10 protein-coding genes are annotated in these 14,105 nt (G+C 38.8%); 8 read left to right on the forward strand and 2 right to left on the reverse strand.

The genetic code is table 11. The features are described 5' to 3' along the window. Nucleotides 1–2: 2 nt before the first annotated feature. The 5 genes from PLJ10_07205 to cysC all read left to right on the forward strand — a co-directional run bounded on the left by PLJ10_07205 (nt 3) and on the right by cysC (nt 7,429). Nucleotides 3–1,028, forward strand: coding sequence for a metallophosphoesterase (locus PLJ10_07205; GenBank protein HOK09434.1), 1,026 nt, complete (start codon nt 3–5; stop codon nt 1,026–1,028). Nucleotides 1,029–1,191: 163 nt separating this feature from the next. Continuing rightward, the gene (locus PLJ10_07210; GenBank protein ID HOK09435.1) at nt 1,192–3,303 is read left to right on the forward strand and encodes an acetate--CoA ligase family protein; all 2,112 of its coding nucleotides are present in this window, start codon (nt 1,192–1,194) and stop codon (nt 3,301–3,303) included. Next, a complete protein-coding gene (locus tag PLJ10_07215; GenBank protein ID HOK09436.1) occupies nt 3,293–5,185 on the forward strand; it encodes a GNAT family N-acetyltransferase in 1,893 nt (630 codons plus the stop codon). Before PLJ10_07210 ends, PLJ10_07215 begins: the two co-directional genes overlap by 11 nt. Nucleotides 5,186–5,247: 62 nt before the next feature. Next, nucleotides 5,248–6,774, forward strand: a complete 1,527-nt coding sequence (locus PLJ10_07220) for a glycine hydroxymethyltransferase (GenBank protein ID HOK09437.1) — start codon at nt 5,248–5,250, stop codon at nt 6,772–6,774. Nucleotides 6,775–6,814: 40 nt separating this feature from the next. Beyond that, a complete protein-coding gene (gene cysC / locus PLJ10_07225) occupies nt 6,815–7,429 on the forward strand; it encodes an adenylyl-sulfate kinase (GenBank protein ID HOK09438.1) in 615 nt (204 codons plus the stop codon). A 28-nt stretch (nt 7,430–7,457) separates the two neighbouring features. On the opposite strand, the gene PLJ10_07230 is transcribed toward cysC, so the two are convergent. Next, on the reverse strand, nt 7,458–8,474 hold the full coding sequence (locus PLJ10_07230; protein ID HOK09439.1) for a sulfotransferase: 1,017 nt from the start codon (nt 8,472–8,474) through the stop codon (nt 7,458–7,460). Nucleotides 8,475–8,565: 91 nt separating this feature from the next. Here PLJ10_07230 and PLJ10_07235 point away from each other — a divergent pair, with 91 nt between their 5' ends. Then, nucleotides 8,566–10,500, forward strand: a complete 1,935-nt coding sequence (locus tag PLJ10_07235) for a serine hydrolase (GenBank protein ID HOK09440.1) — start codon at nt 8,566–8,568, stop codon at nt 10,498–10,500. A 130-nt stretch (nt 10,501–10,630) separates the two neighbouring features. Beyond that, nucleotides 10,631–11,152: a hypothetical protein gene (locus PLJ10_07240; GenBank protein HOK09441.1), complete on the forward strand. Its 522-nt coding sequence runs from the start codon at nt 10,631–10,633 to the stop codon at nt 11,150–11,152. 3 nt (nt 11,153–11,155) lie between these two features. Here PLJ10_07240 and purU read toward each other — a convergent pair whose 3' ends face one another. Beyond that, nucleotides 11,156–12,016, reverse strand: coding sequence for a formyltetrahydrofolate deformylase (purU, locus tag PLJ10_07245; protein ID HOK09442.1), 861 nt, complete (start codon nt 12,014–12,016; stop codon nt 11,156–11,158). 257 nt (nt 12,017–12,273) lie between these two features. Here purU and PLJ10_07250 point away from each other — a divergent pair, with 257 nt between their 5' ends. Further along, nucleotides 12,274–14,061 (forward strand): glycoside hydrolase family 127 protein, encoded by a 1,788-nt coding sequence (locus PLJ10_07250; protein HOK09443.1) that lies wholly within the window; start codon nt 12,274–12,276, stop codon nt 14,059–14,061. Nucleotides 14,062–14,105 lie beyond the last annotated feature (44 nt).

Here is a 14,105-nt window from a genome sequence, read left to right on the forward strand (position 1 = left end):
CTGTGAAAAAAACATTTATTTCACTACTGATTCTACTTTTTACAATACCGATTATCTCTTTAGCCAGAAATGAGGACAACACTCTCGGAATATTAAAAGTTCCAAATGAAGGTTGCCCTGTCATTACAGCACCAGGACAGACATTTAAAGTTATTTCTGAAGAGAAGGGCACGTTATATTTAATAGACAGTAAAAATAATATTCAACCGTTAAATGCTGATTGGAAAGAAATAGGTACTAACAAATGGGAAGCCTTGGCTACAGTAGCGGAGAAAGGAATAAAAAAAGGGGCTTTTGCTCTACAGATAATTACCGACACCCAAAGGAAGGATATAAACCCCCGTTGTATCTGGGTTCAAAAGGCATTTAAAGACTATTACATCTTTGCTCATATTAGCGATATTCATATCCGTAGCGATGACCCTAATGATGAACATGCCTTACTTTTCCAAAAGGTAATTGAGAAACTAAATAAGAGTGATGCCCACTTCGTTCTGTTAACTGGCGATTTAACTCATGATGGAACATTAGAACAGTTTAATATATTTTTAAATATTATGAACCAGTGCCAAAAACCAACTTTTGTTTGTGCAGGAAATCACGACCGCACTGAGGATAATTATGAAAAAATATTTAGCACCTCCACATACGCATTTCGTTATGGTAAAGATGGTTTTATTATTTTCGACACGCGTGAATATAGGACTGCAGATAGTTGGGGTGAACAGGACACATTTTTATATCGGTATCGTCGTGAATTAAAATCCTGTCGTTGGACTTTCGGTATTACCCATAGATATGAGCCTACAATGGGCATGAGAGCACAAACGATTCTTTTCATTGACGACCCAATCGATTTTATTCTCTATGGGCATATCCATCGTGAAAACACCAAAGAAGAGTCTATACTTCCATGGGGAAAAACTCGAGTTTTTGTAGTTCCCGCTGAAAAAGATGGATATTACAGAATTTTTGACGTTGGTGAAGGTGGTTTGTTTCCGCGTCCAATTCAGAATATAAAAAATTAACTTTCCAACTTATTTTTATTTAGTTTTTTCTTTTCTAATGGAAATCGATAGCCAAAAAATGATATAACATTATAAATTCCAAATTTTCTATATTTATTTGAATGTTTATTCCATCTCTTATATGTAGTCGAATCATTACAACTTTTACAAATAGGGATTTTTTATGCTCGATACTCTTGTAAGACCTAAAAGTATTGCTGTGATAGGAGCCTCACGAACTCCGGGAAAGGTAGGTTATTCTATCCTTCAGAACCTTATTGATTCCGGTTATGAGGGTAAAATTGTACCGGTAAATCCCAGTGCTGATGAGATATTAGGACTAAAATGTTACAAAACATTAAAAGAACTTGGCACCTCTATTGATTTAAGCATTATTGTTGTCCCGAGCAAAGCGGTTAAATCCGCTCTTGAAGAGTCGCAAGTTGCAGGTGCTAAATCGGTATGTGTAATAACAGCTGGTTTTAAGGAAATTGGACCTGAAGGAGCCCAGTTAGAAAAAGAAATTGCCCAATTTTGCAAACAAAACCGGATGCGACTTTTAGGTCCGAATTGTTTAGGGATTATTAACACCGAGAATAAAATGAATGCATCATTTGCGAAGCAAATGCCTCGTCCTGGTTCTATCTCCGTAATTTCTCAATCGGGTGCATTGTGTACAGCCATTCTGGATTGGTCTGTTGGCAGAGGTGTTGGCTTAGCAAAACTAATTAGTATCGGCAATAAAGCAGACATCTCCGAAATTGATTTGCTCCAAATGTTAGGTGAAGATGAACAAACAAAAGTTATTGCGTGCTACCTTGAAAACATTGTACGTGGTGAGGAATTTATAAAAATAGCCGAGCAAGTTGCATCAATAAAACCTGTAGTTATTTTGAAAGTAGGGACAACACAGGCAGGTAGTCGTGCCGCTTCCTCTCACACGGGTAGTCTTGCCGGTGAAGATATTGCTTATGGTGCAGCATTTCGGAGGGCTGGGGTCATACGTGCAGAAACATTTGAGGCATTATTTGACTATGCCTCTGCTTTGGCGATGCAGCCTCTACCTAAAGGGAACCGTATCGCTGTTATTACCAACGCTGGTGGGCCGGGTATCATGGCGGCAGACGCGGTTGAAAACTCTGGACTGCAAGTAAAGCCTCTGGAAAGTTCAATTTCTACCGCCCTTAAACAAAAATTACCGCCAGCAGCAAGTGTTGCCAATCCAATTGATGTGCTTGGAGATGCAGACCCTGAACGATATGCTATGGCTCTCAATGCTGCTTTAGATGATGAAACTATCGATGCGGTAATTGTCATTTTGACACCGCAGGCTATGACACAGCCAGCTGAAACGGCTCGTGCCATTATTAGAAATTTACGTGGTAATAAACCTGTCCTTGCATCGTTTATGGGTGGTGCGGATGTTATGCCAGCACGAGATGAATTGGTTTCTGCAAACCTGCCAGATTATCCCTCGCCGGAACGTGCGGTATATGCTCTTAAAGCGATGTGCGATTATTCCGCATGGCGTCGAAGACCACCTCGAATTGTTATGCGTTTCCCAGTAAATCGGCGTCGGATTGAAAGAATTATCCGTCGTCAGATTCGTGAAGGAAAAACCTTTATTAACGAAGTTGACGCAAAAGAAATATTGCGTGCCTATGATTTTAATGTGCCTCCCGGTGCTTTAGCCAGAACCGATGAAGAAGCGGTAACTATTGCTGACCGTATAGGTTATCCCGTAGCAATGAAGATAGTTTCTCCGGATGTTATTCATAAATCTGATATTGGTGGAGTAAGAATAGGGTTATCCAATCCTGCACAGGTAAGAGATGCTTTTGACCTAATGATTCTGCGTGTAACCCGAAAAATACCGAATGCTAAAATATTGGGTGTATATGTAGAGAAAATGGCAAAGCAAGGCCGTGAAGTGATTTTGGGAATGCATAGAGACCCTCAATTTGGTCCAATGCTTATGTTCGGTTTAGGTGGTATTTTTGTCGAAGTTATGAAAGATGTAAGTTTTTATCTTGCTCCTATTACTGAAGAGGAAGCATTACAAATGCTGGTAGGTACCCGTTCATATAGCCTTTTGAAAGGAACTCGTGGGCAATCTGCTGTTGATATACATGCCATTGCTCAAGCTTTACAAAAAATGAGCCAATTGGCTACTGAATTTCCACAGATACATGAAATTGATATTAACCCGTTTATAGTAGGTGAAGTGGGAACCCCTCCCACAGTAGCCGATGCACGAATGATATTAGGAGGTTCAAATACAAAACATGAGCACTAATTCTATTACACAAGGTAATTTATCCTTTGACCCACATTGGAAAGAGAAATACTCCGACATGGTTGTAACGCCGGAGGAAGCGGTTTTACATATTCAACCTGGCTTCCGTGTTTTTATTGGCACAGGTTGTGCACAACCTCAGAAGTTAGTAGATGCGTTAGTCGCACGCCATGCAGATTTGGCAGACATCGAAATTGTTCATTTACTCACCTTGGGCGATGCGCCATATGCACAGAAAGACTTAATTAATCACTTTACTGTGAATAGTTTTTTCATCGCCCAAAACGTTCGGCATATTATTCAGGAAGGTTTAGGTGGATACACACCCATTTTCCTCTCGGATATTCCACGATTATTTAAAACAGGACAACTTCCTCTGGATGCGGCATTAATTCAGGTATCACCTCCGGATACAGATGGATTGTGCAGTTTTGGAGTTTCTGTAGATATTGTAAAAAGTGCTGCAGAAAATTCAAGACTGGTCATTGCCCAAGTCAATCCACAAATGCCAAGAACGATAGGGGATTGTTTTATTCATGTTCATGATATCGATTACCTTGTCCCTGTTGATGAACCACTTATCGAATTCCCGTTAGCCGAGCCGGATGATGTAACTCGTGAAATCGGGCAATATATTGCGGGACTTATCGAAGATGGAGCCACATTAGAATTAGGTATCGGACGAATTCCACAAGCGGTACTCGAATATTTAAATGATAAAAAGGATATAGGTATCCACACCGAAATGCTCACAGACTCCATTATTGAGTCCATTGAAAAAGGTATCATAACAGGCAAACGGAAAACATTAGATCGTGGAAAAATTGTCGCCAGTTTTGCTATGGGAACGCAAAAATTATATAAATATCTGGATAACAACCCAGACTTTGCATTTTATCCTACGGAATATGTTAACGACCCATTTGTCATTTCCCAGCAAAATAAAATGGTTGCAATTAATGTGGCATTGGAAGTGGATTTAACTGGTCAGGTCTGTGCGGATTCAATGGGCTCTAAATTTTATTCGGGGATAGGTGGTCAGGTTGACTTTAACCGTGGTGCGGCACGTTCTAACGGTGGCAAAGCCATTATTGCGTTACCATCAACTGCCCACAATGGCGAAGTATCCCGAATCGTTTGCCATTTGAGTGAAGGTGCTGGTGTCGTCACCACCCGTGGAGATGTACATTATGTTATCACGGAATATGGCGTTGCATATTTACATGGGAAAAATGTTCAGGAACGTGCTCTTGCTCTCATTAGTATTGCGCATCCAAAATTCCGCGAAAAATTGCTTATGGAAGCAATTGACGCAAAATACATACGACCAGAACTGGCTGACTTTAAGAATAAGATTGTCATTGGTCCACGGGATATTCGCACCACATATATTTGCGATGATGGCACCTCTGTCACCATTCGTGCTGTTCATCCAACAGATGAACCACGTGTCCGCGAATTATTCTATTCCCTATCTCAAGAATCTTTATATAAACGGTTTATGAGTCGAATGAAATGGGTACCGCGTAAACAGGTTCAAGAGTTTGTATACATTGACCACCGTAATGAAGTATCTATTGTTGCAACAGTTCCTGACCCTGATGGTGAAGAAATTGTCGGGATGGGTGGCTATTATTTAAATCCCAAAACCAACCGTGCTGAAGTTGCTTTTGTAGTTCAGGATGAATGGCAAAATCGGGGTATTGGTTCATTCCTTTTCCGACACTTAATTAACATTGCACGTCGCAACGGTATTGCAGGCTTTACCGCTGAAGTGTTAAGAGAAAATAAACCGATGCAGGCTGTATTTGAACGAAGCGGATTGAAAGTAGAATCACAACTCCATGAAGGAGTTTACAGTTATATCATGAATTTTGAATAATAAGGTAAAATAAAGGAAAGAAACTTAAAATAATCCGCTATTTTTAATTAAAGGAACTATTCATGATACATCCTGCTATTATTGAATATTTAGGCTCAACACCACCCGACAAATTAGATTCAGGATTTTTAGGGTATCTTTGCACACTGGCAGAAGTAGCACGGGTCTCTCCGGAAGTGGCTTCCGGAATTGTCCAGGAACTTATTGACCAACGAAGTTATCTGAAATTAATTGCCAGTGAAAATTACTCCTCTTTATCTACCCAGTTTGCGATGGCAAACTTGCTTAACGACAAATATGCTGAAGGAATACCTTATCAACGGTTTTATGAAGGTTGTAATAATGTTGATGTCATAGAATCTATTGCGTGCGAACAAGCGAAGAAACTTTTCAATGCGGAACATGCCTACGTCCAACCTCATAGTGGTGCTGATGCTAATCTTGTCGCATATTGGGCAATACTAACTGCACGCATCGAAGCACCTTCGATGGAAGCAATAAACGTAAAAGACCCATCAAAAATTTCTAATGAGCAATGGAATGGAATTCGAGAAAAATTGGGGAATCAACGGTTATTAGGTATGGATTATTACTCCGGTGGACATCTTACACATGGCTATCGGCGGAACATCTCTGGAAAAATGTTCGAATCTTACTCATATACTGTAAACCGTGAAACTGGACTGTTAGATTATGCGGAAATTGAAGCGATTGCGAAAGAAATAAAGCCTTTGATTCTTCTGGCTGGATATAGCGCATACCCTCGAAAAATCAATTTTGCATGTATGCGTGACATTGCGGACAAGGTTGGTGCGGTATTAATGGTAGACATGGCACATTTTGCAGGGTTGGTTGCAGGTAAAGTATTTCAAGGGGATTACGACCCTGTGGCACATGCTCACATTGTAACATCGACTACCCACAAAACATTACGTGGACCGAGAGGAGGCATTGTCCTTTGTAAAAAGGAGTTTGCTGAATTTGTAGACAAAGGCTGTCCGATGGTATTAGGCGGTCCTTTACCACATGTACTTAGTGCTAAAGCCATTGCATTCACAGAAGCGAATCGTCCCGAATTTTGTGATTATGCTCGACAAATTGTCCGAAACGCACAAATACTCGCCGAGGCTTTGAAGAGTGAAGGTCTCGTCGTTGCCACTGGCGGAACGGATAATCATCTTATGCTATTAAATGTACAGGAAAGCCATGGTTTAACAGGTAGGCAAGCGGCAGGAGCGTTAAGAGCCTGTGGAATTACACTTAACTTTAATTCTTTGCCTTTTGATCCCAATGGTCCATTAATTACCAGTGGACTCCGATTAGGAACACCTGCGGTTACAACTTTAGGGATGGGTGGTCCAGAAATGAAAGAGATTGCTTCCATCATAAAAGAAGTGTTAGACGCAACAAAACCTGAAATATTATCAGAAGGGGCTAATGCGGGGAAACCTTCCAAGAAAAACTTTATTATTGACCCACAAGTCCAACGAAGACAAAAGGCACGAGTTATCGAATTGCTACAAAAATATCCCCTATATCCTAATATAAACCTTGAATTAATAAAGAAATATTTTCTAATAAGCAAATAAAATTACACTAAAACAGAATTAATCAATCAAGGATGCTCGAATGGAAGAAGTGGTTAAAGCAACAAATATTACCTGGCATCAAGGGGACATTAAACGAGAAGACCGTGAACGTGCTAATGGTCACCAAGGAGCGGTTGTATGGTTTACTGGATTATCAGCATCAGGAAAATCTACCCTTGCTCATGCATTAGAAAATGCCTTGTTTGAAAAAGGATATAAAACGTATGTACTGGATGGAGATAATATACGGCATGGATTAAATAAAGATTTGGGATTCTCACCCAAAGACCGCGAAGAAAATATACGTAGAATCGGTGAAGTGGCTCGTTTATTTGCAGATGCTGGGGTCATTGTTCTCACAGCCTTTATTTCCCCGTACCGTAGCGACCGTGAAAAAGCAAGGAAACTAAACACGAAGAATTTCATCGAAGTCTATGTAAAGTGTGATATTGACCTTTGCGAACAGCGAGACCCTAAGGGTCTTTATAAAAAAGCTAAAGCTGGAGAAATCCCAGAATTTACTGGAATATCTGCCCCTTACGAAGAACCCGAAAATCCAGAACTGGTTATAGATACAGGAAAATATTCTGTTGAAGAAGCGGTTCGTATTCTACTCAATTATCTTTATGAAAAAGGGATAATCCCCTCTCCCTAAAGGTCACTCGATTTATATTTGCCTATCCTCATTCTCGTAAAAGCACATCACATGCAAGGCGAATTTTTTCTAACAGCCTACGGAAGCAAGCATACCGTCGTGCTCGCTCCCGAAGAAATATAATTGCTTTCCTCTCTAACAAATAACGGTTTAACTTTTGCTTTTTTAGCTTTACCTTTTTACCACTGGCTTCTTCCACTGGTTTCCATATTACTTCCTTAGGATAGCCAAAAATGGCAAGGTCTTCGTCCGAAATTTGATTAATAATATCTTGCATCATTTTCAACTTTTCCGAATCTAACATCAGTTCCTCAACCCACTTTTTAATAGAACCTGTTGTTGGTCGGGTATGTTGTTTTACGCCTAATGGGTCACCTAAGCCCTTGTCACGTGTTTCATCGTCAGATTTGCCATATTCAATAGCATCAGGCTCGAATGGAATTTCAAGAAAGGTACATATCTTATCAAACCATTCTTCGGGTTTCTTTACTAATTCTTCATAACGGACATGAATAAAATCCACTTCTTTTTTCCGAAGAAAATCAGCAATGGCAGGAATATATCGGTTCAAAATTGGATTATGGGCTTGGGCAACCTTGTAATCACCATCAAAGAACGAATTCGCAAATGAGGAAAATGTGGCTAACGGATGTCGAGTCAGAATAATATATTTTGCATCTGGATATACTTTTGTAATAAACGGCAAGACTAACGAATAAGCCGGAGTTTTATCCAGACATATCTTTTTTTCACCTTTGGCTTTTAAGTATTGTCCATAAAGCACATCACAATAAGCTCGACATGCTGACCAATAATCGTTCTCTTTATTTGGCAATTGTTGAACAAATAATTTCTGTGCCTCTGCAGAGAGTATATGGTCATACGGAGCTTTGTCGACCTTTGCCCACACACCTAAATGCGCCAAAGGGGTTAATAAATGCGGTTCAGGTCCTCCTTGTATCAACGAGTGGGATGATAACATCCGTTCCAACATTGTCGTACCAGACCGTGGCGGTCCTACGAGAAATATCATCTTATATTCCATTAGCTTTACACCTTCCATTCATTACTACCAAAAGTTTACAATATATATCAACGAACTATCATATTCATTAAGAAGGAAATACATACATAACATGAAGGTATACAAACGGATAATATTATATCTATTTCTAGTTCTTCTGCAAACCTCAGGGTTCAGCAGTGACTTAATTTCCCAAAATAAAGTGTCAGAATATCTCGATAACCACATCCCAAAACTATTGAAACAACATAACGTATCTGGGACAGTCATGGCTATTGTGATAGGGAACTCTGTAATCCTGAAAGCATACGGTACGTTGGGATTTAATGTAACGGAACCTATGTCAGCAGAGAACACACCTATGTATGTTGCTTCCATTTCAAAATTATTCACTGCCACGGCAATATTTCAGTTATATGAGCACAATAAAGTTGCCATAGATAAAGATATTAATCTTTATTTATCCCAACTCTCCGTTAATAATCCTTTCGGTTCTCCTATTACAGTCCACCATTTGCTAACACATACTGCAGGATTTGATGACCGATTTTTAGGAATGGGAGCACCTACTCGCAATAAAGTATTACCATTAGGAGAATATTTATCCAGAAGATTACCTCCTATTGTGTTCCCGCCATCATCCGCTATTAGTTACTCTAATCATGCCTTCGCATTATTAGGGCATCTTGTTGAACAAACCGCAGGGATAAATTTCAACGATTATATCCAAAAAAATATATTCGAACCTCTTGAAATGAATAATACTCGTTTTGATGGAACCTATCCCGAAACACTAAAACTCCCAACCGCATATATTGAATATTTTGGCAAAACACAAAGAATAGACATGGACTTTGCTCAGACACCTCCCGCTTCAAGTTTATGTACCACAGCAGAAAATTTTTCACATTTTCTAATTGCTATGCTCAATGATGGGCGATATAACAATATTTCTATCCTAAGCCCCAACACCCTCAAATATATGCAAACCACACAATTTAAACTTCATCCCTTACTTCCTGGTTACGCCTATTGCTGGGAAGAACGGTATATAAATGGAAAACGAGTATTACAACATTCAGGATTAACATGGGGATTTAGCAGTCATACCGTTATTATCCCAGAAGAAAAATTTGGATTATTCATATCTATAAATAAGGGCGATCATGCCTTCATCTATGATGTTATATTTCCAGTAATAGAGGCATTTACATTGCCGATAAAAAATACACCAGAACTTCGCAAACATCCGATTTATGTTATCCCTTCATTTTACGAACACATAACAGGTTTTTATCGTCATAACAGGTATTGCCGAAGTGATTACTTTAAGTTAGCCACATTTCTGCCTGGTTTAGTTCCTGAAATATATGTGAGAGGGAATAGCCAGGAACAAAGTTTAACATTGAAATATTTAGCATTTAATTCCTCCGAGTGGAAAGTAATAGAGTTAGGCGATATGCTGTGGGGAAGGGAAACGAAATATGGAGCCATTTCAAGTTCACCTCGAATAACATTTATTCCAGGCAGTACCTTAGGGTCATTTCAATTAGTTATAGGCAATGATGTATACGAACCCCTCCATTTTTATGAAACGAAATTATTTCAGTATCTCCTATTCTCTTCATGTATAACTGTTTTTATTTTCAACTTATTACAATCTGTTTTAAACTATTTTCTCTGCCCATGTCTATTTAAAACCAGCAAAAAGTCTGTAAAACAACATAGAAAATACATTTCATTTATTGGGGCTATTTTCCTCCTATATTTATTTTCATTTTCAATTTATTTATTCATGTTTTTAAGACCACAAACATTGGGTTATGGAACACCTATTGGACTTTTTATTTTGCTACTCCTAACCTTTCCCCTCTTAATCCTAACTCTTATTGGAACTGTGCGATTTATTTGTTCATTAGAAACAGTCCAGATACAAACATTCTTTGACTTAATGATATTATTAGCATGTTATGGAATGTTATACCTCTTGCATTACTGGAATATTCTTGATTTTCATCTTGCTTATTTAGAAACACTGATATACTAAATAATTATGTTAATGCAAATACATAAGTCTGTTTATGCTTAAAAAATGTCTTACTTCTTTTAAAAACATCATAAAAAATGGTATACTTCTTTACACTAAATAAGTATTTAGGTATTGAAAGGGAAAAACAATGAAATATTATATCTATATTTGTATCGCTTTACTCGTGATAATGACCTCGTGCCAATCGGGACCTGAAGGTGGGGTTGTAAATAAGGTGCTTACTGATTTTGGACTAAAGGAGAAACCAGAAGGTTATGTAAGTGAATCAGATAAAGTATTTCAGAGATTAGGTGAGGTTGGCGCTACGGAGTTGCAACGGCTTAATACAGAAAACCGACATGGTACAATAAAATTTGAACAAAAAGGGGTCCGAGGTGAGTATTACAAAGAAGTGAAGGTATATCAACAGTATTATCCGATTGATGCAAAACCTGTAAGCCATTCGGGTGAAAGTGGTCAATCATACACTGCAACAATTGGATACTCTTATTCCACATACCGCAGTGCTTCGAAGCCCACACGGGCTGAAGCAGAAGAAGCAGATGCTGATATTCCTACTGGGATAGAAGGTCGTGAAATCTACCGGTACAACTTAGGTCCGGGTGGTGTTTGGAATGGAGAAAAAGGACAAAAAGTAAAAAGCAATTAATCTCTATTCAAAAACGATTGTTCTTCGTCGATATACCATAATACGGTCTTCTGCATGTGCTTTAACTGCCTCAGATAATACCTTTTTCTCAATATCTCTCCCCATAACAATGAGGTCATCAACACTATGTGTATGATTTACATGCACGCACTCTTGATAAATGATAGGTCCTTCATCCAGTTCCTCGGTAACATAATGACTTGTCGCACCTATGAGTTTCACACCTCGTTCATAAGCCTGATGATACGGCTTTGCACCAGCAAATGCTGGTAAGAAACTGTGATGAACATTGATGATGCGGTTACGGTAAACATTAACAAAATCAGAACTTAATATCTGCATATAACGCGCAAGAACAATAAAGTCAATATAATGATGTGCAAATAAGTCTAATGTTTTCTGTTCCGCTTGCATTTTCGTGTTCGGATGCACAGGAATATAAAAAAATGGTACTGAAAAATTTTCTGCAACAGATTCAAGATCTGGATGATTACTGACGACTAATGCGATATCTGCATTAATCTCCCCATATTTGTGTTTCAGAAATAAATCATATAGGCAATGGTCATATTTCGAAACCATGATGGCCATCTTCTTTCGTTCATCTCCAAATGAAATAGAAATATCCATCTGATATTGGTCGATTAACTCCTGAAGCTCCTTTTGGAATTGTGATTTTGTTACCGTCATCTTGGAGCAATCAAAGTGCACACGCATAAAAAATCGATTGTCTATTTCTTCTTTATGTTGCTGGGCATGGATAATATTTCCGCCTCGCTCAAAAATAAATCGTGCCACATTATAAACGATACCCGGAACGTCCGGACAATGCAATCGCAAAACTGCAGTCTTACTGTTTTTCATCAATTCTATCCTATGTGATAGTTACTCTTTTTTAATTTATCACAGCTCTTTAAAATTATAATTAATTGCTATTCATCATAACGAATTTATATGTTTCTATTCATTTATGCCCAAATAAAAAGGTATAAATAATAAATTCTGTTTGTCGATTGTTATTTTACAATCTTGATGTACTGTCTTTTGTGAAAATAAGGAAACAAATATGTAAAAATAATAAAACGTAACTTGTAGATAACACTGATTAAAGGAGAAATATTATGTTAGAACGTATTGTATTATTAGTTGGTTTTCTGTTCTTATTTAATTCCTTTGCCCTTGCAGATAACACTTCCTTTTTCCCTAAGGGAGAATTAGAAAAACGTATTCTATGGGTTCAAGACCGTTTCGATTTTGTTCACGACCCTGCGTTCACAGACTCATTTATTCTGCAAGATGTCCGACTTGACCCTAACTGCCCACGTCGCTTTCAGGAGTTTAGTGGGGACATCTCCGGCAGATTTTTAGAGGCTATTTCTGTAGAACCACGAGGAGAATATTACAAAATATGGGCAGATCGCATTGCTCATGGCATAATTAAATGCCAGAGAGAGGATGGACGGTTTGGCTATCCTGAACTCATATTTACTAAGGATAAAGTTGGTAGGGAGCACATGGCGTTACTTTGGGGAAATGGACGTCTCCTTGTCGGGTTAATTAGTTATTACCAAACAAAGAACGAGCCAGCAATATTAGATGCATGCAAAAAAATGGGCGATTTCTTTATTAAAATATTTGATGAATGCTCTCAACCGGAAGTTATTCAGCGATTGGTGAATCAAGGTGCAAATGGCTTTATTTGTTTTACACAATGGAGTGAAGGCTTAGAACTATTAGCCCGTGCTTCCGGTGATATGAAGTATCGAGAGACTGCAAAGAAAATGGAATCATTACTTCAACCACCTCAAAAACAGCATTCCCACGGCTATATCACTACTTTGCGTGGGGATATGCTTATCTGGGAGACGACCCATGATACAGATATTCTTGCGAGAAATGAAAAACGTTTTGCTCAGTTGGTTGAGGAAGGATGGATACAAACCAATGGTGGTGTTGCGGAGTATTTTGATAAGACCTATCCGCGGGATGAAGGTTGTTCTGAGGCAGATTTTTTACGCTGGTGCTTACAACTATTCAAGGCAACAGGCAAAGAAACATATCTGGAATATGCAGAACGTTGTCTTTTTAATAGCCTGCTTCCTAACCAATTTGAGACAGGCGATTTTGGACATCATACCTTTGATGGTTGGGGTTACATATCTGCACCAGGACCCGGTCGTGCATGGTGGTGTTGTACTATGCATGGACTGCGGGCAATGCATGATTTAAAACAATCCGTGATTAGCTGTCCTGAATCTGGAAAGGTGCAAATAAATTTTTTGCTTAGTGGAGAATACTATACAGACAATCTTGCTATTAAGACGCACCGTATAGGTGGGCAAAATGGAAGTTTTGACTATCAAATCAATTGGCTCACCGCCCCTGAGAATGAATGGACACTTATTGTCCGACATCCGACATGGGCAGAAACAATTGATGTTGTAATCAACGACAAACCCGAGATGACCAGTTCTAACCCAGGGGTAATACAAATAAAACGCGTCTGGGTTGAAGGGGATAAAGTACTATTAAAAGTCCAGCCTAAAATAAGAATATTAAACGCCGAACAAAAGGAAATCCCATTTGACCAGTTGTCCAATCAACAAAAGGTCGCTGTTTTCATAGGACCCTGGCTTGTAGGTGTTAATGCAATGGAAAATCCGATGTTCCACGGCGAACCTTATTCCGATAATATTATTCTTCTACCAAAAACACTTCAAGAACTGAGACAAAAAATTTACTTTGGAGATGAGGTTCGTTCTCCATTGCAGTCTGGACCACGTTTAACATTGCCCTATCGTCACTCTGGCTTTTCCGAATTATGTCATGTAACTCTAACCCCCATCTCGGAACGGAGTCGTAATATTGAAGTTACACACTCCTTCTGGTTTATCGCAAAAGTAGAGTAAGCATGATTTGGCAGATTGAGTTAGACCCTCTACAAAAAAAGTTT

The sequence above is a fragment of the Candidatus Hydrogenedens sp. genome (assembly GCA_035361075.1).
Taxonomy (GTDB): domain Bacteria; phylum Hydrogenedentota; class Hydrogenedentia; order Hydrogenedentales; family Hydrogenedentaceae; genus Hydrogenedens.